Origin of the sequence: Motilibacter deserti, from assembly GCF_011250635.1 — a bacterium.
GTDB lineage: Bacteria > Actinomycetota > Actinomycetes > Motilibacterales > Motilibacteraceae > Motilibacter_A > Motilibacter_A deserti.
Genome location: NZ_JAANNP010000002.1, coordinates 541,305 through 564,544 on the forward strand (window position 1 = coordinate 541,305; position 23,240 = coordinate 564,544).

The window sequence follows — 23,240 nt, forward strand, 5'->3', positions numbered from 1 at the left end:
CCGCTCAGCGGTAGAGCGAGTTGAAGAGCAGCTTGAACGTGCCGTGCGACTGCGCCCGGTGCTGCGCCCGGAAGCCGAGCATCACCACGTGGCCCTCGCCGAGCGATGCCTCCACCACGGCGCCCTTGCCGGCGATCAGCTCCCCGCCGATGGCGAAGCCGCTCTGCAGCAGCTCGTCCGCCCCGGCGTACGTCGCCACCGTCCGCACCGACGGGTCCGTCGACGTGAACGCGTGGCTCGCGTCGTAGAACGCCGAGGCCTCGGCCGGCATCCCGTACGCCACGGGGTGCGTGTTGTCGACGTCGATGCCGAGGACGGAGCCGGGGATGTTGAGCTCCTCGTCGTCGACGCCGGTCGTGACATCGGTGACGGGGAGGCCGAACGCCCGGATCGGCAGCTGGGACGCGGTGTCGAAGGTGAGCAGCGTGCCGCCCTGCTCGACGAACGTGCGCAGGTTCTGCACACCGGCAGCGGTCATGCCGCCGGTGTACTGCGCCGGCATCGCGGTGGCGCCGAGGCCGTTCTGCATGCTCGACAGGGTGGCGTCGGGCAGGACGATGACGTCATAGCTCGCCCGCAGGTTGCCGGCGCGGACGGCCGCGTCGTGCAGCCGGGTGTAGTCGAGCTCGAAGTCCTCGAGCAGGTAGCGCGTCCAGCCCTCGTCCATGTTGCCGCCCCACGCGTGGTAGAGCCCGACGCGCGGCTTCTCCACGACGGTGGTGCTCCCGGGGTCGGCGGCGACGTTCGCGGTCGTCACCCCGAGCTCGCGGACCGCCGTGCGCAGCCGGGCGCGGGTGCCGCGGTCCTCTTCGACGAGGAATGCGCCGGCCGGCCAGCTGCCGAGCGAGGTGGAGACCGGTGTCGTGGCGCGGCGCACGGTCTCGCCGGCCTCCAGCATCCGGTTGACGACGGTGAAGGTGGCGTTGTCGCGCGGGTCGAGCGCCCAGGCGAAGCCGGGGTTGGCGTCGACCGTGCCAGGCGGCGGGACGGCCACGTCGACGGGCTCGGTGCGGATCCGCACACCGCTGACGTCGCCCTCGATTTTGTCGACGTCGACACCCATCTGGAACGACAGGGTGTAGCCGGTGATGTCGTACGGCGCGTCGATCGGCCCGCCCGGCCCGGTGCGCCGCAGCGGGTACTCCTGGGCGTTCAGCATGTCGGTCAGGTGAGCGCGGAAGGCCTGCGCGCCGCGGACGACCCAGCTGCCGCGGGGGTAGGTCTTGTCCCCGAGGGTGAAGGCGCGCGTGGCTGCCTCGACCTCGATGCCGCCGTGGCGCAGCACGTTGACGAGCCGCGCGGCGGTGCCCGTGTCGGCCTGGTCGGCGGGGATGACGTAGAGCTCGTCCGCGCCGTCCTCGATGGCCTTCGAGCCCATGGCCCAGATGTTGTAGAGGAACTCGTCGGGCTTCTCACCGACGACGTCGAGCATCCCGAGCGTCGCGGACTCGATGTACGCGCAGCTGTCGGCGAGGTGCCACTCACCGCCCAGGTAGGGGCTCGGGTAGAAGATCGAGGGGATCTTCGTCGACTCGCCGTTGGCGAACGTGGCCGGGAAGTTGGCCGGGTTGTTCACGACGGGGTTCGGGTTGGCGTGCGCCGTCTCGGTGAGGATGCCGATCATGTTGTGGTAGTACGGCGCGGACCGCAGGCCGCCGTTCCACCACATGTCGAACTGCACGTTCGACACCGCGCCGGGCTTGTTCTCGTCGTCGAGCCGGCGCGACATCGCGCTGCCGATGAGGTTGACCCCGCGGGTGACGCGCGGGTCGATGTTGGGGTTGACCGGGTCCTCGAACGGCGGGATGAAGATCCGTGCCGGGTTGGGCGCCGTCTGGTGGGCGTTGTGCATGACCTGCGGGTACCACTCGTTGAACAGCTGGTTCCCGATGTTCCGCGTCTCGTCCAGGTTGAACATGTACCAGTCGCGGTTGTTGTCGTGCCCGGCGTAGTGCTGGTAGAGCTCCGGTAGCCGCATCTCCCACGCCTTGCCGCGGTTCGCGGCGTACCAGTCGGCGAGGTAGGTCTGCCCGTCCGGGTTGATGCTCGGCACGACGATGGTGATCACGTTCTCGCGGATCCGTCGGACGTCCGCGGCCTCGCTGTTGGCCAGGTTGTAGGCGAAGCGGGGCGCCAGCTGGTGCGGGGCGATCTCGGTGGTGTGGATGCCGAAGTCGACCCACGCGACGGCCCTGCCGTCGGACGAGAGCGCCTTGGCCTCGGCCTCGTCGACGCCTTCGGCGCGGGCGAGCCGTTCCGCGGTCGCCTTGTGCTCCTCGATGTTCGCGAGGTTCTCCGCGGAGGAGATGATCGCCATCTGCTGACGGCGCCCCTCCGTGGTCGTTCCGACGTCGACGAGCTGGACACGGTCGCTCGCCGCGTCCAGGGCGCGGAAGTACTCCATGGTCCGCTCGTACGTCGTGATCCGGTAGTCGGCGCAGGGCGCCCAGCCGATGACCGACTCCGGTGTCGGCAGCGGCTCGTCGGCGACGGCGCCGATCGGGGTGAGGACGCCCGCGGCCAGCGTCAGCGTCAGGGGGATGGTGATCCTTCGTCGCACAAGAGCCTCCGTTGGTTCTCATGACGGGACGAAGGGGACACAACGCCTGAAGTCACTCGGAGGTCAACGTTCTTGAGCTTCCCTGAAGCTTTTCCCGGCGTGTCGCGGCGCGCATCCGGTCAGGCCTGCGCCAAAGCCCGGCGGTTGCCCGGGCCAGGAGGACGAGGGCGAGCCGTCTGACCCGCCTGCACAAGGGCTCGGGGCCGGGCGCGCCGTGCTGGCGCTCCCGGCCCCGAGCCGTCTCACGACCCGCTGCGCGCGGCGTCTACCGCAGCACGCCCTGGTGCTGCGGCCGGCCTGCCGACGCCTCGCGACCGGAGACGTCGGCCTCCTCGAGCACCAAGAGCCGCGCCAGTTCGAGGCTGAGCGCGCGTTCCGGTGCGTCGAGCTGGTTCTGCGTGCCCGCCGGCCGTGCAGCGGCCTCGCGCGCCCGCGTGAGCGCCTTCTGCATCGCCTCCCACGCCTGGGCCGGGTAGTCCTCCGCGTCCAGTCTCAGCGCGTACGCGATGGCCGCGTCGAGTGCCGACGCGTCCGGCGCCCCGTCCACGGTCAGCCTGTCGCTCAGCAGGTAGTGGTCGAAGTCCACATGGCCGCCCGCCTGCTGGGTGGCGTAGTTGAAGAGGCCGAAGCGGTAGCCCATGAAGTGCGAGAGGCTCCAGTCCATCTGCAGCGGCCCCTGCCGTCCGCCGAGCGGTGCCCATGTCCGCCCGTCGAGGCTGTAGTAGAAGCGCATCCAGAGCTGTCCGTTCGACGAGGCGTAGTCCGCGTCCGCCTTGAGGTGCACCTCGGTCGCGTCGCCGAGGTCCACCGTCGTGCCGGGGACGAAGCGCTCGACCGCCGCCTGGTCGATGCCGGCGGTGAAGGGCTGCAGGCGCGTGACGACCCCGACGGTGTTCCTGCCGTCGACGCGCTTGACCGCCGCGTAGGAGAAGCTCCGGGTGTACGCCGCGAGACCCGCGACGTCACCGTTCCCCATCCCCGAGATGTCGAGCTTCGTCTCGGCGGACGCCTTGGGCCCGAAGACCCGCTGCGACAGCGTGTTGCGCGCCTCCTCGAACCACGTCAGCTCGTCCCGGCCGGACAGCTTGGTGTACTGGAAGGCGCCCGTCACGGCCCTGCCGGTCGTCAGCCGCAGCCAGCCGTCCCGCTCCGTCAGCGACCAGTAGCGGTTGTCCGGCGCGTGGTTCCACTCCCAGGCCATGTCGAGGCGCGACCCGTTGGGTGCCACCTCTGCCGGGTCCGGGAACTCGACGGTGACGGGCTGTCCGACCAGCGACAGGTCGTCGATCACGTAGCTCACCTGGTCCGCCGGCGTCTGGTTCGGCGCCCACGGCGTCTCGACGACGAAGCGGACGTTGCGCACGTCGGCGGTTGCGGCCACGGCGTACGTGCCCGTGACCGTCGTCCACTGGCCGCGGCTCGCGGTGACATTGGCGATCGTGCGGATCCCCGCGTTGTCGTTGAAGGCCAGGATGAACCGCATCGTGGCCGGCCCCTCGTCGTAGCGCACCCGCGCCGACGCCCGATAGGTCACGCCCTGCTGGACGTCACCCGTGACCACCTGGCCCGGCCCGGACCCGTTGTTGACCCGGTTCGCGACGCGCAAGGAATGGTCGCCGCTGGCCGCGTCGCCCCGCGCGACCGTGAGGTCGGCGGTGTACTGGAGCTGCCACGGCGCCAGCTGGCCGCTCTCGAAGCCGCCGTTCTCGAGCAGCTCGACGCCGAGCTTGGACTGGTCGACGACGGGCCGCGGGGGCAGCGTCCACTGGGTGTCCATGTACGCCTTGTGCGGGGCGTCGTTGGCGAAGTCGTCCGAGGCCACGATGCTCTTCTGCCGCTCGAACAGCTCCTGCTCGGGCGACAGCCGGATCGGCTTGGCGAAGGCGTCTGCGAGACGTACGACCCCGTCGCGGCCGAAGGTCGGCCACCCGTCCTGCCAGGTCGCCGGGATCAGCGCGGGGATCCGGCCCAGGGGCCAGGTGTCGCGGAAGAACATGCCGTACCAGTCGGTCCCTCCGCCGGCTCGCGCGATCGGGACGAGGCTGCCCTGGGCGAAGCCGTCCGAGTTCAGCGCGCTTCGGGCCTCCCAGGTGTTGACGCCCCCGACAGCGGTGTAGCGCCCGAGCAGCTCCTTGGAGCGGAAGAGCACCACCTGACGGTTGCCGCCCGACGGCCAGGTGATCGACGCGATGTAGTAGAAGTCGCCGATCCTGAAGACCTGCTGGCCCTCGTACGACGTCGTGACGTAGGCCTGGGTCGGGAAGTTGGCCTTGCTGAAAATGTTCGGGTACTCGGCCACGACGCGGGTCAAGCCGGCGTCGAGGCGCACCGCGCTCGTCGTGCCTGCGCCGTAGAAGATGTAAGGCGTCCCACCGTCGGCGTCGTCGAAGAAGAGGGACGGGTCGTGCAGGCCGCGCCCCAGCTGGATGCGCGTCCACGCGCCGTTCTCGATGTCGTCGGTGCTGAACAGCAGAGCACCACCGAGGTTGTTGGTGTTGAACACGACGTACCACCGGCCGCCGTGGTAGCGCAGCGACGAGGCCCATTGCCCGGCGCCGTAGGAGTTCTGGCCGTTGCGCAGCGAGGACGGGTCACCGACGCCCGTCCGGTCGAAGACGTAGTTGACCGTCTCCCAGTTGACCAGGTCGTAGGACTTCATGATGGGCGCGCCGGGCGCCAGGTGCATGGTCGTGCTGACCATGTAGTAGACGTCGCGGCCCTCGGCGTTCTCGGCGGCAGGGAGGCGCTCCACCGAGATGTCGGGCACGTCGGACCGGAGCAGGGGCACGCTGTAGGTGCCGTCGCCGTTGTCGGTCGTGGTGTACGAGCCCCGCGGCTCCCACGCCGGGTAGGCCGCCTCGAGCAGCGGGAACAGGGCTTCCTTCGCTGCGGCGCTGATCTTCCCGGGTCGCGCGGAGGTGAGCGCCGCCCGCACGGCCAGGAGCAGTTGCGTGCGCTCCACGGCCGTCGTCGCCGCAGCAGCGCTCGTCAGCTGCTCCTGCAGGTCGCGCCCCGCGCTCGGGGCGATGGCACCGGCGCGCGCGAGCTTCCCGACCTCCCGCTGCAGGGCAGCGACCCCGATGTGCGGGGCCAGGCTGTCGAGGAGCGCCGGCCAGAGAGCGTCCCAGGCCGCGGCGGGCACCTTGCTCTCGCCGGCCGACGCGACGTACGCGGTCAGCAGCTGCAGCTGCCGTGTGGTGCCCGCGGCGTCCCCGCCGCCCTCGGCCGCTTGTGCCGCGTCGAGGTAGCGCTGCAGGTCCCGCCGGACGCTCGCAGGGACGTCGAGCCGGTCGACCACGGCCCGCAGGGCGGGCAGCGCCGCAGCTGCGGCAACGCCCGGGACGACGGCGCTCGCAGCCGCGCCCGCCTTCGCCGCGGTGCTCGCCTGGCTCGGCGGAACGGCGAACGGTGCCGCGGTCAGCGCGCCGGCCAGGACGACCGCACTCGCGCACAGTCGGCGTACGGGAAGCCTTCTCACAGATCCTCCTCGATCCTGGAAGTAGGAAGCAGCAGAGCGGTCGCGCACGACCGGGCCGGCGAAGCGACGCGAGGGGCGTGCGCGGCGCCCGGGCGGAACGACGAGACGGGGCGCCCCGGTGACCGGGGCGCCCCGTCGTCCTTGCCTCAGATGTTGGCGACCGCCACGTCGAGGAGCTCGAGCAGCTCGTCCTTGGCGTCCGGCGAGACCTTGTCGGTGCGCGCGGAGGAGATCGCCGAGCGCAGCTCGTCCAAGGCGTTCGACCGGGCCAGCGGAGTCGGTGCGTTGGCTGCGACGGACAGCGTGTCCTGCAGCCCGCGAGCGGTGCTCGCCGCGATCGAGCCGTTGCGGGACAGCTCGGCGACCCTTCGCTGCACCGCGCTGACCTCGTCCTGGCCGACGCCGGAGTCGTCGAGCACGGCCCACAGCTGCGCCCAGGCGTCGGCGTCGAGCTTGCCCGTCGCGGCGCGGGAGATGCGCTCGACGAGGTCTCGGCCCAGACGCCGTTCGGTGGCCACGTCGCCGGCGCCGTCGGCCTCCGCAATGCTGTCGAGCAGGCCCTGCAGGTCGCGCGCGACGCTGCCCTGCACGTGCCCGTCGCCGGCGAGACCGGCCACCGCGTCGGACAGGGCAGCGGCGTCCGGCTCGGCGCAGAGAGCGGTGATCGGGTTCTCCCCGACCGCCGTGGCGAGAGCCAGGCGGTACGGCAGCGCGTTGTACGGGCCGCCTGCCTCGGGGGCGAGGCCCTGGTAGAGGAACTGCACGGGTGCGCAGGGGTCGATCGTCGGGGTCTGGCCGTATCCGACCCGCAGCAGCTCACCGTGCGAGACGTCCCGCGTCCACACCCCGCCGGGGAAGGAGACCGTGTCGACGGACGAGAACGGGTTGTTCAACGTCGCGGCAAGCTGCGTCCACGGCCCTCTGACGCTGTCGCCGGTCCACGACCGGTACCACCGGCGGCCGCGGGGGTCGATGGCCTCGACGAGCAGGAGGTATTTGTCCGTGCCCTTGATCTTGTACGTCGCCGACGCTTCGAACAGGTCGTTCCTGTTCGGCTCCTGCAGCGCGATCACCGTGTTCGCGTTCCCGTAGCCGTTCGGGAAGTCCTCGATCCGCGTCTGCGAGCGGTACAGCTGCCCGTTGTCGTCGGAGGAGAACAGGTAGCAGAACTCCTCGTCGCAGATGTTCCAGAAGTCGAGCCAGAACCCGTTGCCGATGTTCTGCCGGATGACGTCAGGCATTCCCTGCGCATAGAAGTTCCGCACCCGGCTCCAGGACGTCGGGTCGCTGATGTCCCTCGTCGTGGAGTAGCCCGCGTTGCCGTTCTGGAAGATCAGGTACCACAGGCCCTGCGGCTCGAAGTAGAACACCTGCGGCGCCGCGCGGTAGCCGCGGCCGATGGCGGACTGGTCGAGGTAGTAGTGCGGGGCCTCGTCCGCGTCGGCCCAGTCGGTGAAGCTGGTGTAGGCGATGTTCCACCCGTTGCCGTCGGCGGTGGTGAAGAAGACGTGGTACTTGCCGTCCGCGAAGACCACCGTCGGGTCCTTCGAGGCGACGGACACGTGCGTCGCGTCCGGCTTCGGCGAGATCAGCACCCCGGTGGAGGCCCACCGGAACGAGTCGGGGGGCGTGTCCGCCTGTGCGGGGGCGGACATGGCCGGCGTGACGGCCATCGCCACGGCCGCGAGGGCGACGGCAGACCGCCGCCACAGACGAGTCGCCAGCTTTCGCATGGATGGGCTCCTTTGCGTCATCCGAGCAGGTGCGTGTGAGCGCTCACACAATGCGGCCACGCGGCGGTGTCGGGAGGATGGGAGGGCCGAGCGTGGCGGGATGGGACGTTAAGACCCTCTTGCGGCCGGGACAAGAGGCTCCGAAACTTTTCGGCGGGTTCGAGGGCGGAAGTCCTGTCGCGCCGGGGCCAGGACGCTCCCGGCTCGCAGCCTCCGGGCGCCGAGGCGGGCCCGCGTGCGGTGCCGGCGTCGTCGCGCTCTGCGGCCCGGAGGGGGAACGGGGCGCCGTACCCTGGTGAACCGTGGCCCGGACGTACGAGGTGCGCACCTACGGGTGCCAGATGAACGTGCACGACAGCGAGCGCCTCTCGGGCTTGCTGGAGTCGGCCGGGTACGCCCGCGCGGGCGCGGGCGAGGAGGCGGACGTCGTCGTCCTCAACACCTGTGCGGTTCGGGAGAACGCGGACAACAAGCTCTACGGCAACCTCGGACACCTGGCGCCGCGCAAGGCCGCGCACCCGGGCATGCAGATCGCCGTCGGCGGCTGCCTGGCCCAGAAGGACAAGGGCGAGATCGTCCGCCGCGCCCCGTGGGTGGACGTCGTCTTCGGCACCCACAACCTCGGGTCGCTCCCGGCCCTGCTCGAGCGCGCCCGCCACAACGCCGAGGCCGAGGTCGAGATCCTCGACAGCCTCGAGGTCTTCCCGTCGACGCTGCCGACCCGCCGCGAGTCGGCCTACGCGGCCTGGGTGAGCGTCAGCGTCGGCTGCAACAACACGTGCACCTTCTGCATCGTCCCGGCACTGCGCGGCAAGGAGAAGGACCGCCGGCCGGGCGACATTCTCGCCGAGGTCGAGGCGCTGGTGGCCGAGGGCGTCCTCGAGGTCACGCTGCTCGGGCAGAACGTCAACGCCTACGGCTCGGAGTTCGGCGACCGCTACGCCTTCGGCAAGCTCCTGCGCGCCTGCGGCGAGATCGACGGGCTCGAGCGCGTGCGGTTCACCAGCCCGCACCCGCGCGACTTCACCGACGACGTGATCGCCGCCATGGCCGAGACGCCCAACGTCATGCCGAGCCTGCACATGCCGCTGCAGTCCGGCTCCGACGACGTGCTGCGCCGGATGCGCCGCTCCTACCGGCAGGAGCGCTACCTCGACATCGTGCGCAAGGTGCGAAGCGCGATGCCTGAAGCCGCGATCACCACCGACATCATCGTCGGGTTCCCGGGCGAGACGGACGAGGACTTCGAGCAGACGCTCCACGTCGTGCGCGAAGCCCGCTTCTCCAGCGCCTTCACGTTCCAGTACTCCAAGCGTCCCGGCACCCCGGCCGCCGACATGGACGGGCAGATCCCGAAGCGGGTCGTGCAAGAGCGCTACGAGCGGCTCATCGCCCTGCAGGAGGACGTCTCCTGGAGCGAGAACAAGGCCCAGGTCGGCCGCGTCGTCGACGTGCTCGTCGCCGAGGGGGAGGGGCGCAAGGACGGCGAGACCCGCCGCCTGTCCGGCCGTGCGCCCGACAACCGCCTCGTCCACTTCGCGCCCGGCGACGAGACACCGCGCCCGGGCGACCTGGTGAGGGTCGAGCTGACCTACGCCGCCCCGCACCACCTCGTCTCCGACGCGCCGGTCCGCGGGCTGCGCCGCACCCGCGCGGGCGACGCGTGGGAGGCGCGCCAGGCCGGCCCGAGCGTGCCGGCGTCGCGGTCCGTGGGGCTGGGCATGCCGAGCCTCGGCGTCCCGGCACCGCTGCCGGCCGTGACGAGCGCCTGCGCCGTCGACTGAGGGTCGGGTCCCTGGCGGCCGGCGGGGCGGGGCCGCTGATCGGCGTGTCGCCGTGATGCCGGCCACTGCGGGTGCCCTCTTGGAGCGCGATCAGCTGCGGTGAGGCTAACCTAAGTCCACCATGAGCCCTGTCCAGCTGGCCGACGCGCCGCTCGCCCTGGCCGCCGCCACCCCGGCCGCCTGGCTGCGCACGCACCTCGAGCCCCGTCTCGGCGGCACCGCGCCGGGCGACTGGTCCGGGCTCGACCGGCTCGAGCTTCCTCGGCTGCGCGAGCTGCACGCGCTGACGATGGCGTCGCGCGGCGCCAGCCCTGCCGCCGCCGCGAAGTGGCTCTGCGGCTGGTACGCCGGCGGCGTCGCCGCCGCCATCGGGCTGGCCCTGGTGACGGCCGAGGCCGCGCTGGTCCCCGCCGCCGGGCAGGTGCGGTGGCGGGTGAACCCGGGCGGCTGGCCGGACGCGTACTCCCTGGGCGCCCTCCGCGTGGTCGTCGCCGCCGGGCACCCGTGGGCCGGTCAGCCCGGCGTCGACGTCGTCGCCACCCTGGAGGGCGTACGCGCCGCCGCACTGGCCGCGGCCGTCGCCGTGGCGTCGCCGCTGGTCGAGCGGTGCAGCAAGGTGGCGAAGGTCGGCCGCGTCTCGCTGTGGGCCGAGATCGCGGACTGCTACGGGCTCGCCGCGGCCGGGCACCCCGACGTCCCCGTGCGGCAGCGCGTGGCCGAGGCTGTGGCGGCGGCGGTGGCCCTGCCCGAGGCGCCGTGGCGCGCCCGCCCGGTGCTCGTCGCCGAGCAGACGCCGATCGGGCCGACGTGGCTGTCGCAGAAGGGCGGCTGCTGCCTGGACTACCAGACGGTCGAGCCTGTCGCCGTCCAGCCCGTCGCGGACGAGCCCGTGGCGGCCGAGCCCGTCGCCGCCGAGGCCGTCGTGGAGCCGGAGCCGCGGCCGTACTGCGACACCTGCTCGCTGCGCGACTTCGCCGACTGCGCGTCGCGCCAGCTGCGGGCGCGCCAGGTCGCGGCCTCGTCCGCGGAGTAGGCCGGGTCGCGCTCGGGTAGCAGGGTCCTCGACCAACTCGAGACGCGATCCGGAGGACCCGCCGTGAGCGACAAGCCGAACCCGATCCAGATGCAGAAGTTCCTCGGGGGCGTGGACTACCCGGCGTCCAAGGACGACCTGGTCAAGCACGCGGAGTCCAAGGGTGCCGACGACGACGTGCTCGAAGGGCTGCGCGCGATCGAGGACCGGACCTACGACGGCCCGAACGCCGTGAGCGCGGCCTTCTCCAAGGGCTGACCCCCGATCCGGTGCACCGCGGCGGCCGTGGGGCGGTCTCCGCGGTGCACCAGCCCCACGGCCGCGCCCGTGCGAGCCGCTCGTCAGGCGACCCCGTTGCGGTGCGCCCACACGGCTGCGGACGTCCGGTCCGTGACGCCGATCGCGGCGTACACCCGGGTCAGGTGCGCCTTCACGGTCGCCTCGGTGATGCCGAGCCGGCGGCCGATCTGCTTGTTCGCCAGCCCCGCGGCCAGCAGGGCCAGCACCTCGCGCTCGCGCTCGGTCATCTCCACCGTCGGCCGGGCCGCGCGGGTGGTGAGCAGGGCGCGTGCGGCCTTCGGGTCCAGCGGGGACTCCCCGCGGGCGACCGCGCGGATGCCGCGCACCACGTCCTGCGGGTCGCCGTCCTTGAGCAGGTAGCCCACGGCGCCGGCGTCGAGCGCGCCGACGACCCGCTCGCGCTCGACGAACGACGTCAGCACCACGACCTGCGCGTCGGGCGCCTGCGCCAGGATCCGGCGGGTGGCCTCGACACCGTCGACGCGCGGCATCGACAGGTCCATGAGCACGACGTCAGGGGCGAGGGCCGCGGCGAGGTCAACGGCCTCGTCACCGTCGGTTGCGGCGCCCACGACGTCGATGTCCGGTACGGCCGCGAGCAGCTGCTGCAGCCCGGCGCGTACGAGCGCATGGTCGTCGGCGAGCAGGACCCGGATCACGGCGTCGGCACCTCCACCTCGACGAGCGTGCCCCCGTCGGGTCCGGGTGACGCGCTGAACGTGCCGCCGGCCCCTGCGGCCAGGTCGTGCATCATGCGCAGCCCGAAGTGGCCGTCGGGGGAGTGGCCAGCCGGCAGTCCTCGCCCGTCGTCGGAGACCGCGAGCCGGACCCGGCCGTCCACCCGACGCACGGTCACGTCGACCGAACTCGCGTGCGCATGTGTTGCGACGTTGCGCAGCGCCTCACGCGCGACGCGATAGAGCAGCGCCTCCACCTCCCACGGCAGGGCGACGTCGGTCGGGACGTCGAGTCGTACGTCGATGCCCTGTCCCGCAAGGGGCGCGGCGAGGTCCGACAGTGCGGCGCCCAGCCCGGAGGCGGCGAGCGACGGCGGATAGATGTCGACGAGCAGGCTGCGCAGTTCCTGAATCCCCTGTCTGGTGACGGACGAGGCGGACGCGACGGCGGACCCGACGTCGGGGTCCGAGGCTGTGGCCCGCTCCTGCACGGCAGACAGCCCGTAGCTCACGCTCACGAGCGTCTGGACGACGCCGTCGTGCAGGTCGCGCGCGATGCGCCGCCGCTCGTCGTCCGAGGCGTCGAGCGCGCGCCGCAGCAGCAGCTCGCGCTCGCGCTGCCCGGCCTGCAGCCGCTTGACGAGCGTCCACGCGAGCGGCAGCTGCAGCGCCTCCAGCAGGAGCATGGCGACCAGGAGGCCGGGCAGCACCTCGCGGAACGTCGTCGTCGCCTCGGCCGCGACCGAGCTGAACTCCTGGTAGGTCTCCAGCAGCATCGGCTCGCCCGACGGCGTGACCACCTGCTGGTAGACCTCCAGCAGCGGGCGGTCCTTGGGCTCGAACCGGTTCTCCGGCTTGTCCAGGTCCCCGACCTCGGCCTCGACGCCTCCCTCGGAGAGGACCTCGAGCTCCTCGCCGTCGAATCCGAAGTGGTCGCCGATCAGCCGCTCGTCGTCGGAGTAGACGACCGTGCCGGTCGCGTCCCAGAGCTTGACCCGCACGATCGGCGCGGCGAGGACCCGCTCGCGCACCGCGGCGTCGAACCGCGCCACCTCGGCGGGCTCCCCCTCCGCCAGCCCGTCGGTGACGAGCCCGGACACCGAGCGCGCCGCGATGCTGGACAGCTCGGCCGCGTCGTTGACCGCCTCCCGGGTGGCGACCCGGCGCAGCGCGAAGCCGGCCGCGAGGGCGAGCAGCAGCAGGGCGGCGAGCCCCGCCGCGACGAAGCGCAGGAGCAGCCGGCGGGGCACGCCGGCCGTGAGAGAGCTCCCCGAAGCGCCCGGGCGTAGTGCGGCCATCCCGGGATTGTGCGGGGCGGGCGCGACGGGCGGAGGCAGTTCGAGGCCTTCGGCACGCCGCGGCCGCGGGAGCCGCCCGACGCGGGGGTGGGCGGGCTCCCGCGTGCCGCGGGGCATCAGGAGAACGCGGGGTCGGTGACGGGCAGCGAGCCGCGGACCCGGTTCTGCGCCTGGCAGTCCTGCACGCAGTTGGACGCCCCGGCCGACAGCTCGACCGCGTCCTCGCCGAGCACGCCGCCCATCCGGCCGCCGGACGCGACGGACCACGTGGTGACGGTGTCGGTCTGGGAGAGCTTGGTGGCGACCTGCGGGCTGTCCTTGCCGCGGAAGTCGGTGCCGTTGCCGAAGTTGATCTTCCCGGTGTAGGGGTTGACGTAGTAGTACATCCCCGGCGAGAGGGTGTGGGTGACGAGCACGTTCCCCGCGCCCTCGGGCTCCATCTGGAAGATCCCGCCCGTGGCGCAGTCCTTGGCCTGGATCTTCATCTTGAGCTCACCGGCGCCCTTGCGCAGCAGCACCAGGTCGCTGTCGGAGAGCTTGATCTCGAGCTCGCCGGAGTTGAGGGTGCGGGTGCCGAGGTCGGCGACCTTGCTGGCGAAGACGGGCGTGCGGACGCCGCCGGTGAGGTCCACCGGGTTCGGGGCGCCGGTGAGCGTGTAGTCGTAGGCCGCGAAGGTCGAGACGTTGACGTCGAACTCGACGTACTTCCCGCGCACCTTCAGCGTCGACCCGGCCGGCAGCTGGCTGGGCTTGATCTTGTCGCCCCCGCTGCGGACCGCGGTGCCGTTGGGCAGCGTGACCTTGAAGCCGCCGCCGGTGCAGCCGACGGAGGTGGCGGCCCCGGCGGACGAGGCGGGCAGCGTCAGGGCGGCCGCGGCGAGGCCGGCGGAGCCGATGGCGAACAGGGTGCGGCGCAGGCGCATGAGGTCCTCCTGGGGAAGCGGAGCCGTCGACCGGCTCCGACGTGCTCACCCTCGCCGCGCCCTGGTGGGCGGGACCATTGGCGAGGGGTCGTACGACCTTCGGACGGTCACGCCTGGCCCACCCCAGCTCACCCTCCGCGACGATCATGCAGATGTGGCGAGTTGTCCCCAGCACCCCGCCGCGATCAAGCACATGTGGCGAGTTGTCCCCAGGCCCTGCCACCGCTCACGGCCCCCGCGGTCGGGCAGGCGTCGCAAACGGGCGGGAGCGGCGCCGACCGGGGGCCAACGCCGGACACTCCGTGCGGCTCCGGGCGCCGTGACGGAGAATCGCCCGGTGCTCGTCGCCGCCGCGGTCGTCCCGCACCCGCCCCTGCTCGTGCCCGAGGTGGCGGCCGGCGCGGCGGCGGAGCTCGACGGCCTGCGCGCGGCGTGCGACCGGGCGGTGCAGTCCCTGCTCGCAGCGCGCCCGGACCGCGTCGTCGTCGTGTCGAGCGCACCGGCGACCGGCCCGCTGCCGGCGTCCGCGCGCGCGGACCTCGGGGCGTACGGCCTCCCGCTCGTCCTCGGCGGCGGCCCGGGGCCCGAGCGCCTGCCGCTGGGAGCCGTGATCGCGACCTGGCTGCTCGACCGCGCCGGGTGGGCGGGGGAGCGGAAGCTGCTGGGCGTCGCCCCCGACGAGCCGGCGGCGGTGTGCCGAGAGCTCGGGCGCCGGGCTGTCGGCGCCGGCAGGGTCGCGCTGCTCTGCGCCGGTGACGGCAGCGCCAGCCGTGGGGCGTCCTCCCCGCGGCGCCCGGACCCGCGTGCGGTCTCGTTCGACGACGATGTCGCGCATGCCCTCGGCGCGGCCGACACCGGCGTGCTGCTCGCGATCGAGCCGGAGCTCGCGGACTCCGTCAGCGCCGCGGGCCGCGCGGCGTGGCAGGTGCTCGCGGGAGCGGCCGAAGGGGCGGCGTACGAGAGCGACCTGCTCGTCAGCACCGCGCCCTACGGCGTCGCCTACCACGTCGCCACGTGGGCACTGGAGATCGGCGAAGCAGCATTCGCATGAAGATCGTTGCAGTAGTCGGCCCGACCGCGTCGGGCAAGACCGACCTCGGCGTGCAGCTGGCGAAGGCGTTGGACGGCGAGGTCGTCAACGCCGACTCCATGCAGCTCTACCGCGGCCTGGACATCGGCAGCGCCAAGGCGAGCCTCGAGGAGCGGCAAGGCGTGCCGCACCACCTGCTGGACGTCTGGGACGTGACCGAGCCGGCGAGCGTGGCGGAGTACCAGCGGCTTGCCCGCGCGGCGATCGCGCAGGTCCACGCCCGCGGGAGGACCGCCGTCCTCGTCGGCGGCTCCGGCCTCTACGTCCGCGCCGTGCTCGACGAGATGGCCTTTCCTGGCACGGACGAGGCGGTGCGCGCCCGCCTCGAGCAGGAGCTCGCCGAGGTCGGCGCCCTCGCGCTGCACGCCCGCCTCGCCGAGCTCGACCCTGCCGCAGCGGCGGCGATCGAGCCCAGGAACGGCCGCCGGGTCGTACGCGCCCTCGAGGTCGGCGAGATCACCGGACGCGGGTTCGTGGCCGAGCTGCCCGAGCCGACGTACGCCGCCCCGGCCGTGCAGGTCGGGCTGCGCGTGCCGCGGCCGGAGCTCGACGAGCGCATCGCTCGCCGCGTGGACGTCATGTGGGAGCGCGGGCTGGTCGAGGAGACGCGCGAGCTGGCCGGCCGGGGGCTGCGCGAGGGCCCGACGGCGAGCCGGGCGCTCGGGTACGCCCAGGTGCTGCGCGTCCTCGACGGCGAGGCCGACGAGGGCTGGGCGCGCGAGGAGACCGTGCGCGCGACGCGCCGGTTCGCGCGGCGCCAGGAGTCGTGGTTCCGCCGCGACGTGCGGGTGCACTGGCTGGACGCCGGCGCGGGCGACGCCGCCGGCCTGGTCGACCGGGCCCTGAGGAGCGTGGCCGGTCATGAGTGAGCTGAGAGCTGAAAGTGACGGCAGCGTCACGGAAAGCACCAGAAGCAGGCATGCCCGCCCGCGTCGGCTGGGTATCTCCCTCCCCATGCGCCGGCCCGCGCTCTCCCTCCACGTCCTGCTGCTCGGTGCGGCGTGCACCGGGCTGCTCGTCGTGCCGGCGCAGATGTCCGCGACGCTGGCCGGCCCCGGGCCGGAGCACGTCGCCGAGGGCTATGGCGGGGGAGTGTCGTCTCCCGACAGCGCCGCGACGGCCGCCGGCTCCGACGCGCTCGCCGCCGGCGGCAACGCCACGGACGCGGCCGTGGCCGCCGCGGCGGTCCTCGCGGTCACCGAGCCCGCTGCGGCGGGGCTCGGCGGTGGGGCCGTCCTGCTCCGCTTCGACCCGGAAGCCGGGACGGTCGAGCGGATCGAGCGCTGCAACCCGGCGGGCGCCGCGACCGCGTGGCAGGCCGCCCTGCAGCAGTGGGGGACGACCTCGTTGGGTGCTGCTCTCGAGCCGGCCCGCGCGCTGGCGACCGGGCAGCTCGCCGCGTCCCTGACCGCCGTCACGGATCGGGGGCCGCGGGCGCTGCGCTCCGGCGCCCTCGGCGCGTCCGTCCGGGACGCGGCCGCGGAGGCCGGGGTCGTCCTCTCGCCGGCGCGCCTGCCGCGGGCGATGCTCGCGGAAGCGTCCCCTTACCAGGAGCTCGACGTCTACGGCGGGTCGGCCGGCACGCTCGCCCGGCTCGAGCCGCCGGCCACGGGGGCCGGGCTCACCGCGGACGCAGCGGTGCGCCGGGTGCTCGCGGCCACCGCCGAAGGGGCCGACGGGCCGGACGACGACGCGGTGGTGGGCGTCGTGGCCGCCGACAGGTGGGGTGGCGTGACGGCGGTCGCGCTCACGCTCGGCGTACGCGGCGGTGCCGCTCCGGTCCCCGGGGCCGGCTTCCCGCTCGGCGCGCCGACGGCGGGCGGCTGCGGAGCGGCGGCCCCGACGATCGTCACCCGCACGGCCGACCGACTCACGGCCCCCCGCGACCTGCCGGCGACGGGCCAGTCGGCCTACCTCGCCGTCGTCGGCACCGGCGGGACGGGGAGGCCGGCAGCAGGGGCGGCCACGGGCGTGGCCTCCCTGGTGAGCGGGCGCGTGGAGCGCGGGCTCGCGCTGGACCAGGCGCTGGAGGCGCCGCGCGGCGTGCGCGTGGGCCCGCGGCGGATGGTGCTGGAGGCCGGGCTCGGGGCGGACGCCGTCCGCGGGCTCGGGCGGCTGGTCGCGAGCGGGGACGCCCCCGAAGCCGCGGCTCTCGTCGCCCTCGAGGTCAAGGACGACGGGCGGGTGCAGGCCGTCGCGGAGCGCCGCCGTGGAGGGGGCGGCAGCGCCGCGGTGGTCCACCCGGACACCGACTGAGGCAGCGCGGCCGCTGGCAGACTGGTCCCCATGCGGGTGATCAAGGGCCATGGGACCGAGAACGACTTCGTGGTCGTGCCGGACCCTGACGGCGAGCTCGACCTGCCGCCGCGCCTGGTCGCGGCCCTGTGCGACCGCCGGGCGGGGCTGGGCGGGGACGGGGTCATCCGGGCCGTACGCACCGCGAAGGTCGCCGAGGTCGCGCACCTCGCGGGCGAGGCCGAGTGGTTCATGGACTACCGCAACGCCGACGGCAGCGTCGCGGAGATGTGCGGCAACGGAGTCCGCGTGCTCGCCCGCTACCTCGCGGCGTTCGCGCACGTCGACCCGGCCGACCCGCTGCCGGTCGCCACACGGGGCGGCGTCCGTCAGGTCCGCTTCGAGCCCGACGGCCAGATCACCGTCGGCATGGGCCGCCCGGAGCTGCTCGCCGCGCCCGTGCGGGTGACCACGGAGGCGGGCAGCTGGGACGCGGTGGGGCTCCACATCCCCAACCCGCACGCCGTCGCGTTCGTCGACGACGTCACCGCTGCCGGCGAGCTGCTCGCGGTCCCCGCGGTCGAGCCGCCGGGGGCGTTCCCGCAGGGCGTCAACGTCGAGTTCGTCGAGCGGCGCGGCCCGGGCGCCATCGCGCTGCGCGTGCACGAGCGCGGCGTCGGCGAGACACGGTCGTGCGGGACGGGCGTCGCCGCCGCGGCCGTCGTCGCGGCCCGGGCGGCCGGCGAGGCCGCTCCCGCGCGGTGGACGGTCGACGTGCCCGGCGGGCGGCTCGCGGTGACGCTGCTGGCCGACGGCGAGGTGGAGCTCACCGGCCCGGCCGTCCTCGTCGCGACGGCCGAGGTCGAGGAGGCGTGGCTGACCGCTGCGCTCGCGGGTGCGGGACCGGCGGCTTGAGCCGAAACCGATGTGACGCCCGCCGCGCATCATGGGAGCCTCGTCGGGATGATGCAGCCCGCTCGAGACGTTGAGAAGACCGTATGACGAATTCCTCCGAGGCTCTGATGGCCTCCACCGAGATCACGTACGCCGAGAGCGGGCTCGCGAGCGACGAGCAGCCGATGCACTCGGACCCCATTGCTGCTGGCTACCAGGACGACATCGACGGTGTGGGTGTCGATGGCGAGCAGCTCGACCTGGCGGACCGCCAGGCCCTACGTCGCGTCGTCGGGCTCTCCACGGAGCTGACCGACGTCACCGAGGTCGAGTACCGCCAGCTGCGCCTCGAGCGCGTCGTGCTGATCGGTGTCTGGACCGAGGGCACCCTCGCGGACGCCGAGACGAGCATGGCCGAGCTGGCCGCGCTCGCCGAGACGGCCGGCTCGGAGGTGCTCGACGCCCTTATCCAGCGTCGTGACAAGCCGGACGCCGGGACCTACATCGGCTCGGGCAAGGCGAAGGAGCTGCGCGAGGTCGTCATCGCGACCGGCGCGGACACGGTCGTCTGCGACGGTGAGCTGACCCCGGGCCAGCTCATCGCGCTCGAGAAGGCCGTGCAGGTCAAGGTCATCGACCGCACCGCGCTCATCCTCGACATCTTCGCCCAGCACGCGAAGAGCCGGGAGGGCAAGGCCCAGGTCGCGCTGGCGCAGATGCAGTACATGCTCCCGCGCCTGCGCGGCTGGGGTGAGTCGATGTCCCGGCAGGCCGGTGGCCGCGTCGCCGGCGGTGGCGGCATCGGCACGCGCGGCCCCGGTGAGACGAAGATCGAGACCGACCGTCGTCGCATCCGGTCGCGCATGGCCAAGCTGCGCAAGGACATCGCCGAGATGGGTACGGCCCGCGAGACCCAGCGCGGCGCCCGCCGTCGCGGTGGCGTGCCTGCGGTCGCCATCGCGGGCTACACCAACGCCGGCAAGTCCAGCCTGCTCAACCGGCTGACCGGCGCGGGCGTGCTCGTGGAGAACGCGCTGTTCGCCACCCTCGACCCGACCGTGCGCCGGGCCGAGGCGGAGGACGGTCGGGCCTACACGATCGCGGACACCGTCGGCTTCGTCCGGCACCTGCCGCACCAGCTGGTCGAGGCGTTCCGCTCGACCCTGGAGGAGGTCGCCCAGTCCGACCTCGTCGTGCACGTGGTCGACGGCTCGCACCCGCACCCGGAGTCGCAGCTGTCGACCGTGCGCCAGGTGCTGTCGGAGATCGGCGCGGGCGACGTGCCCGAGCTGGTCGTGGTCAACAAGTGCGACACGGCCGACCCGCACGTGATCGACCGGCTGCGGCGCACCGAGAAGGGCTGCGTCGTCGTCTCGGCGCGGACCGGCGAGGGGATCGACGCGCTGCGCGCGGCGGTCGAGGCGGCGCTCCCGCACCCCGAGGTCGAGGTCGACGCGGTCGTCCCCTACGCGCTGGGCGCGCTCGTCGCCCGGGTGCACGACACGGGGGAGGTCCTCACCGAGGAGCACACCTCCGAGGGCACGCACCTCGTCGCGCGGGTCGACGCCGCGCTCGCGGCGGAGCTGTCCGCGTACGCGGTGGCACCCGTCGCCTGACGGCCGACCGCACGTCCACAACGCCCGTCCCGGCTCGTCCGGGGCGGGCGTTGCGCGTTTAGCGGCGGGGTCGAGCGGCTATCACCGGTGCCGAGATCGACGGCGCGTCGTAGCGCCGCGCCGCAGCCTCCAGAATCCGGGGCCGTCTCCGCAGACCCGCCATCGCGGGCTGCGTCTCCCAGTTCTCGCCCCACCTCGATCGGCAGGGCATTCCGCACCACGCAAGGGGTCACCATGTCCACCGTCGGCTCTCGTCCCACCGCCCACCGCACGCTGCTGCAGACCGCGGCCCTGGCCGTCGCCGCGACGTTCGCGCTCGTGGGCATCCTCGGGTTCATCCCCGGCATCACGACGAACTACAGCGACCTCGGCGGCGCCGGCCACCACTCCGAGGCCAAGCTGCTCGGCATCTTCCAGGTGTCGATCCTGCACAACATCGTCCACCTCGCGTTCGGCATCGTCGGCTTCCTGCTGGCCCGCTCGGTCGCCGGTGCCCGCGCCTTCCTCATCGGCGGCGGCGCCGTCTACCTCGTGCTGTGGCTCTACGGCCTGCTGATCGACAAGGACAGCGACGCCAACTTCGTCCCGCTGAACACCGCTGACGACTGGCTGCACTTCGTGCTCGGCGTCGGCATGATCGGGCTCGGCGTCGTGCTGTCGCGCAAGGTCGACCGCGCTGACGGCTCGATCCGCTAGGCACCGCGCCGTCTCGCGGCACGTGACGGGCGCTTCCGGGATCAAGACCTCCGGAAGCGCCCTTCCTTCTTCTGGTCTGTCCGTGCCTCGAGTCCTTCCTGCTTGTGTCAGGCCGAGACGGCCCGCGCGGGCACCACGGCGTACGTCGACTGGACGAAGCCGCCGCCCAGCACGCGCGTGGAGCGGTGCTCCAGGTCGATATCGGCCGCGGTCGCCCCGAACAACGGCAGCCCGTCGCCCAGCAGCACCGGAGCGGTCGTGATGGTCAGCTCCGAGAGCAGCCCGGCGGCGAGGAACGACTGCACCACCTGCCCGCCGTCCACGTAGACGCGCCGCGCGCCCGCGGCCTCGATGGCCGCGACCGCCTCGTCGACGCTGCGGACGACCGTCACGCGGCTGTCGGAGGTGGCAAGGGCCCGGCTGAGGACGAGCACCGTCCGCCCCGCGTAGGGCCACGCGTCGAAGGTCAGCGCCTTCTCGTAGGTCCCACGGCCCATGACTAGGCAGTCGATCTGCGAGATGAACGCGTCGTAGCCGGTGTCGCCGATGGCCTCGGCCCTGCTCGTGAGCCAGTCGATGTCGCCGTCCCGGCGGGCGATGTAGCTGTCGAGGCTGGTGGCGATGAAGACGGCACCGGTGAACCCGGGCTCGGTCGTGCCAGTCATGCGTTCGCTTCCTTCGGGAGGGCGCGGGTGGGCCGCGCGGGTCGGTGGGGGAGCAGGACGGCGTCGACGGCTGCCCGCAGCTCGTCGCGCAGCGGGGCCTGCCCGAGCAGTGGCCACAGCACGAGGGCCCCGTTGTAGGCCACGTAGACGGAGTGGGCGAGCCGCTGCGGTTCTGCTCCGTCATCGAGCTCTCGCGCGTCCACCGCCTCGCCCAGCAAGGCCTCGAGCTCGGACTCCACCCGTCGGGCGTTGGCCGCCGCGTGGCGCCGGAACTCCTCGTCGGCCACGTCGAGCTGGAGGAAGCCGAGGCTGTTGGCCAGCTGGGCCGGGCTGTCCAGGCCCTCGGTCAGCGCGGCGAGGCCCTCGTGCAGCGCCTCGAGCGCGCAGTCCGTACGTTGCCGGGCCTGCGCGAAGCAGGCGCCCGTGGCGTCGGCGGCACGCTCGGCGAAGGCCAGCAGCAGGGCGCGCTTTGACCCGAAGCGCTGGACCAGGCCGGCCGACGACATGCCCGCCTCGCGCGCGACCGCGGCCAGCGTCGTACCGGACAGCCCGTGCCGGCGCAGAGCCTCGCCGGTGGCCGTGAAGATCTGCTCGTCGCTGGTCGTGCGTGGCCGTGCCATCGAGCTCCTGTCTTGTTCGTTAACGAACGCACGTTAACCAATCCTCCGAAGCTCGACAAGAGGGTCAGTGATGGGCGGCCGTGGTCGAGCAGTCGCAGAGGCAGGCGTGGTCGCGTCTGTCGTGGCTGGACCGGTTGCCTGTTGTCGCAGTACATTGACACAAGCCTTGCGACAGACAGCTCGCTCCGTGGAGGCTCCGTGGTCGGGACGCTCGTCGCCGTGCTGCTCGGCCTCGCCATCCCGGCCGGGGTGGCCGCCGTGATCTACCCACGGGGCGACGCGCCGCAGCGGCTGAAGCTGGCCGACGAGAAGGCCAGACAGGTCGATCTGGCCCTGACGCCGGACGTCGCCGACGACGTGGCCGAGCGCCTGCTGCGCCGCAAGCGCGCTTCGCTCCTGGGTGGTCTCCTCGGCTTCGCCGGAGTGCTCCCATTGCTCGTCACCCTCGCCGACCGCGCCTGGGCCGGCCTCGTCGTCGCCTGGGCCGCTCCCGCAGCAGGGCGCGCCGTGGCCCTGGCCGTCGTCGCCGCCCGAGAGGCGGTCCGGGCGCCCGACGCTGAGGCTCCACGGCTCGCGCGCGCCGTCCGCCCGAGCACCCGCGACTACGTCCCTACGTCTGCGCTCGCCTGCGCCGGAGCCGCGGCGCTCGTGGGGCCGGCCGTGGCGCTGGCCTCGCTGGCGACCGGGTGGGGCGACCCGTGGCCGGTCGTCGGACGCACCGGCATGGTGCTGGCGATCGCGCTCCCACCTGCCGTGCTCGCGCTCACCCTCCTGCTGTGGCGGCGCTGGCTCGACATGCCGCAGCCGGCGGCCACGGTCCAGCAGCTCGCCTGGGACGACGCGCTGCGCGCCGGGCTCCTGCAGGACTCGCTCGAGCTGCCCGTCATGTGCTCGGTCCTCGTCGTCCTTCCTCCGCTGTTCGCGGACGAGCGCTTCAGCGCCGCCTTCCCGTTCGTGCTCCTCGTGCTCATCGGCCTCGCGGTGGCCTTCACGGTTCGCCAGAAGCAGGGTTCTCGCGAACCACACTTCCGCCACCGGCTCTGGCCTCCGCTGCAGGACGCGGTCCGATGATCGTCGTCGACCCGCGCTCCCCGGTCCCGCCCTTCGAGCAGCTGCGCGCCCAGCTGGCCGACCAGGTGCGGACCGGCCAGCTGGCCGCGGGGACCCGGCTGCCGACCGTCCGCCGCCTCGCCGCCGACCTCGGGCTCGCGCCCAACACCGTCGCGCGGGCCTACAAGGAGCTCGAGCGCGACGGCCTCGTAGAGACCCGCGGCCGCAACGGCACGGTCGTCGCCGCCCAGGACGCCCAGCACCGGGCCGCGCAGGAGGCCGCCGAGGCGTACGCCCAGCGCGCCCGCGCCCTCGGCCTGCCCAGCGCCGAGGCGATCGCCCTCGTCCGGGCGGCGCTGGGCGGGGCCTGAGGCCCACGTCCGCGATCGCGAGCCCGCGTCAGGCGTGTCCCGGCAGCGATGTCGCGTGAGTGTGACTGGTCTGTCGGTGACCGGTTCCTCGACGATTCCGGGATTTGGCGCGCAACACGCCGGTGTCGCGGAGCCGAAGCCCGTGATCGTCGCGCAGCGTTGGGGAAAGCGGCACGGGAACGGCCCGGCTCCGGCTCCGGCGCGACGGGGCTCCCAC

At 73.3% G+C, this 23,240-nt stretch carries 19 protein-coding genes; 11 read left to right on the forward strand and 8 right to left on the reverse strand.

All coding sequences use genetic code 11. The features are described from left to right. Positions 1 to 4 precede the first annotated feature (4 nt). The 3 genes from G9H71_RS07510 to G9H71_RS07520 form a co-directional block, all read right to left on the reverse strand. The gene (locus G9H71_RS07510; protein WP_166280282.1) at positions 5 to 2,560 is read right to left on the reverse strand and encodes a M14 family zinc carboxypeptidase; all 2,556 of its coding nucleotides are present in this window, start codon (positions 2,558 to 2,560) and stop codon (positions 5 to 7) included. 265 nt (positions 2,561 to 2,825) lie between these two features. Then, the gene (locus G9H71_RS07515) at positions 2,826 to 6,038 is read right to left on the reverse strand and encodes a beta-xylosidase family glycoside hydrolase (protein ID WP_331272813.1); all 3,213 of its coding nucleotides are present in this window, start codon (positions 6,036 to 6,038) and stop codon (positions 2,826 to 2,828) included. Between the two features lie 146 nt (positions 6,039 to 6,184). Further along, the gene (locus tag G9H71_RS07520; RefSeq protein WP_231134292.1) at positions 6,185 to 7,771 is read right to left on the reverse strand and encodes a non-reducing end alpha-L-arabinofuranosidase family hydrolase; all 1,587 of its coding nucleotides are present in this window, start codon (positions 7,769 to 7,771) and stop codon (positions 6,185 to 6,187) included. A 302-nt stretch (positions 7,772 to 8,073) separates the two neighbouring features. Here G9H71_RS07520 and miaB point away from each other — a divergent pair, with 302 nt between their 5' ends. From miaB to G9H71_RS07535, 3 genes are all read left to right on the forward strand, one after another. Next, positions 8,074 to 9,555: a tRNA (N6-isopentenyl adenosine(37)-C2)-methylthiotransferase MiaB gene (gene miaB / locus G9H71_RS07525; protein ID WP_331272814.1), complete on the forward strand. Its 1,482-nt coding sequence runs from the start codon at positions 8,074 to 8,076 to the stop codon at positions 9,553 to 9,555. Between the two features lie 121 nt (positions 9,556 to 9,676). Further along, positions 9,677 to 10,588 carry a hypothetical protein gene (locus tag G9H71_RS07530; protein ID WP_166280283.1) on the forward strand — a complete coding sequence of 304 codons (912 nt, stop codon included), beginning with the start codon at positions 9,677 to 9,679 and terminating at the stop codon, positions 10,586 to 10,588. A 63-nt stretch (positions 10,589 to 10,651) separates the two neighbouring features. Then, a complete protein-coding gene (locus G9H71_RS07535) occupies positions 10,652 to 10,846 on the forward strand; it encodes a DUF2795 domain-containing protein (protein WP_331272815.1) in 195 nt (64 codons plus the stop codon). A gap of 83 nt (positions 10,847 to 10,929) precedes the next feature. On the opposite strand, the gene G9H71_RS07540 is transcribed toward G9H71_RS07535, so the two are convergent. The 3 genes from G9H71_RS07540 to G9H71_RS07550 form a co-directional block, all read right to left on the reverse strand. Next, the gene (locus G9H71_RS07540) at positions 10,930 to 11,547 is read right to left on the reverse strand and encodes a response regulator (RefSeq protein ID WP_166280284.1); all 618 of its coding nucleotides are present in this window, start codon (positions 11,545 to 11,547) and stop codon (positions 10,930 to 10,932) included. Further along, the gene (locus G9H71_RS07545; RefSeq protein WP_166280285.1) at positions 11,544 to 12,863 is read right to left on the reverse strand and encodes a sensor histidine kinase; all 1,320 of its coding nucleotides are present in this window, start codon (positions 12,861 to 12,863) and stop codon (positions 11,544 to 11,546) included. The genes G9H71_RS07540 and G9H71_RS07545 overlap by 4 nt, the downstream gene beginning before the upstream one ends. Positions 12,864 to 12,979: 116 nt before the next feature. Next, positions 12,980 to 13,786 (reverse strand): hypothetical protein, encoded by an 807-nt coding sequence (locus tag G9H71_RS07550; protein WP_166280286.1) that lies wholly within the window; start codon positions 13,784 to 13,786, stop codon positions 12,980 to 12,982. Between the two features lie 319 nt (positions 13,787 to 14,105). Here G9H71_RS07550 and G9H71_RS07555 point away from each other — a divergent pair, with 319 nt between their 5' ends. From G9H71_RS07555 to G9H71_RS07580, 6 genes are all read left to right on the forward strand, one after another. Next, complete coding sequence (locus G9H71_RS07555; RefSeq protein WP_231134293.1) at positions 14,106 to 14,837, forward strand: class III extradiol ring-cleavage dioxygenase family protein; 732 nt, start codon at positions 14,106 to 14,108, stop codon at positions 14,835 to 14,837. Then, entirely contained in the window at positions 14,834 to 15,745 is a 912-nt protein-coding gene (gene miaA, locus G9H71_RS07560) for a tRNA (adenosine(37)-N6)-dimethylallyltransferase MiaA (protein ID WP_166280287.1), read from the forward strand. Before G9H71_RS07555 ends, miaA begins: the two co-directional genes overlap by 4 nt. Before the next feature lie 85 nt (positions 15,746 to 15,830). Next, complete coding sequence (locus G9H71_RS07565; protein ID WP_166280288.1) at positions 15,831 to 17,132, forward strand: gamma-glutamyltransferase; 1,302 nt, start codon at positions 15,831 to 15,833, stop codon at positions 17,130 to 17,132. A 30-nt stretch (positions 17,133 to 17,162) separates the two neighbouring features. After that, entirely contained in the window at positions 17,163 to 18,026 is an 864-nt protein-coding gene (dapF, locus tag G9H71_RS07570; protein WP_166280289.1) for a diaminopimelate epimerase, read from the forward strand. Positions 18,027 to 18,109: 83 nt separating this feature from the next. Then, positions 18,110 to 19,621, forward strand: coding sequence for a GTPase HflX (hflX, locus tag G9H71_RS07575; RefSeq protein ID WP_166280290.1), 1,512 nt, complete (start codon positions 18,110 to 18,112; stop codon positions 19,619 to 19,621). A 234-nt stretch (positions 19,622 to 19,855) separates the two neighbouring features. Beyond that, positions 19,856 to 20,317 carry a DUF4383 domain-containing protein gene (locus G9H71_RS07580; RefSeq protein ID WP_196791751.1) on the forward strand — a complete coding sequence of 154 codons (462 nt, stop codon included), beginning with the start codon at positions 19,856 to 19,858 and terminating at the stop codon, positions 20,315 to 20,317. Positions 20,318 to 20,424: 107 nt separating this feature from the next. On the opposite strand, the gene G9H71_RS07585 is transcribed toward G9H71_RS07580, so the two are convergent. Beyond that, entirely contained in the window at positions 20,425 to 20,982 is a 558-nt protein-coding gene (locus G9H71_RS07585; protein ID WP_166280291.1) for a dihydrofolate reductase family protein, read from the reverse strand. After that, complete coding sequence (locus tag G9H71_RS07590; RefSeq protein WP_166280292.1) at positions 20,979 to 21,602, reverse strand: TetR/AcrR family transcriptional regulator; 624 nt, start codon at positions 21,600 to 21,602, stop codon at positions 20,979 to 20,981. Before G9H71_RS07590 ends, G9H71_RS07585 begins: the two co-directional genes overlap by 4 nt. Positions 21,603 to 21,800: 198 nt before the next feature. Here G9H71_RS07590 and G9H71_RS07595 point away from each other — a divergent pair, with 198 nt between their 5' ends. Together G9H71_RS07595 and G9H71_RS07600 are read left to right on the forward strand one after the other, a co-directional pair. After that, positions 21,801 to 22,673, forward strand: coding sequence for a hypothetical protein (locus G9H71_RS07595; RefSeq protein ID WP_166280293.1), 873 nt, complete (start codon positions 21,801 to 21,803; stop codon positions 22,671 to 22,673). Next, entirely contained in the window at positions 22,670 to 23,023 is a 354-nt protein-coding gene (locus G9H71_RS07600; RefSeq protein ID WP_166280294.1) for a GntR family transcriptional regulator, read from the forward strand. The genes G9H71_RS07595 and G9H71_RS07600 overlap by 4 nt, the downstream gene beginning before the upstream one ends. Positions 23,024 to 23,240: the final 217 nt, after the last annotated feature.

Bases quoted from the DNA above. Each gene is read 5' to 3' on its own strand.
- G9H71_RS07520 (WP_231134292.1), bottom strand. From the start codon at position 7,771: ATGCGAAAGCTGGCGACTCGTCTGTGGCGGCGGTCTGCCGTCGCCCTC.
- G9H71_RS07530 (WP_166280283.1), top strand. From the start codon at position 9,677: ATGAGCCCTGTCCAGCTGGCCGACGCGCCGCTCGCCCTGGCCGCCGCC.
- G9H71_RS07545 (WP_166280285.1), bottom strand. From the start codon at position 12,863: ATGGCCGCACTACGCCCGGGCGCTTCGGGGAGCTCTCTCACGGCCGGC.
- G9H71_RS07550 (WP_166280286.1), bottom strand. From the start codon at position 13,786: ATGCGCCTGCGCCGCACCCTGTTCGCCATCGGCTCCGCCGGCCTCGCC.
- miaA (WP_166280287.1), top strand. From the start codon at position 14,834: ATGAAGATCGTTGCAGTAGTCGGCCCGACCGCGTCGGGCAAGACCGAC.
- G9H71_RS07565 (WP_166280288.1), top strand. From the start codon at position 15,831: ATGCGCCGGCCCGCGCTCTCCCTCCACGTCCTGCTGCTCGGTGCGGCG.
- dapF (WP_166280289.1), top strand. From the start codon at position 17,163: ATGCGGGTGATCAAGGGCCATGGGACCGAGAACGACTTCGTGGTCGTG.
- hflX (WP_166280290.1), top strand. From the start codon at position 18,110: ATGACGAATTCCTCCGAGGCTCTGATGGCCTCCACCGAGATCACGTAC.
- G9H71_RS07580 (WP_196791751.1), top strand. From the start codon at position 19,856: ATGTCCACCGTCGGCTCTCGTCCCACCGCCCACCGCACGCTGCTGCAG.
- G9H71_RS07585 (WP_166280291.1), bottom strand. From the start codon at position 20,982: ATGACTGGCACGACCGAGCCCGGGTTCACCGGTGCCGTCTTCATCGCC.
- G9H71_RS07590 (WP_166280292.1), bottom strand. From the start codon at position 21,602: ATGGCACGGCCACGCACGACCAGCGACGAGCAGATCTTCACGGCCACC.
- G9H71_RS07600 (WP_166280294.1), top strand. From the start codon at position 22,670: ATGATCGTCGTCGACCCGCGCTCCCCGGTCCCGCCCTTCGAGCAGCTG.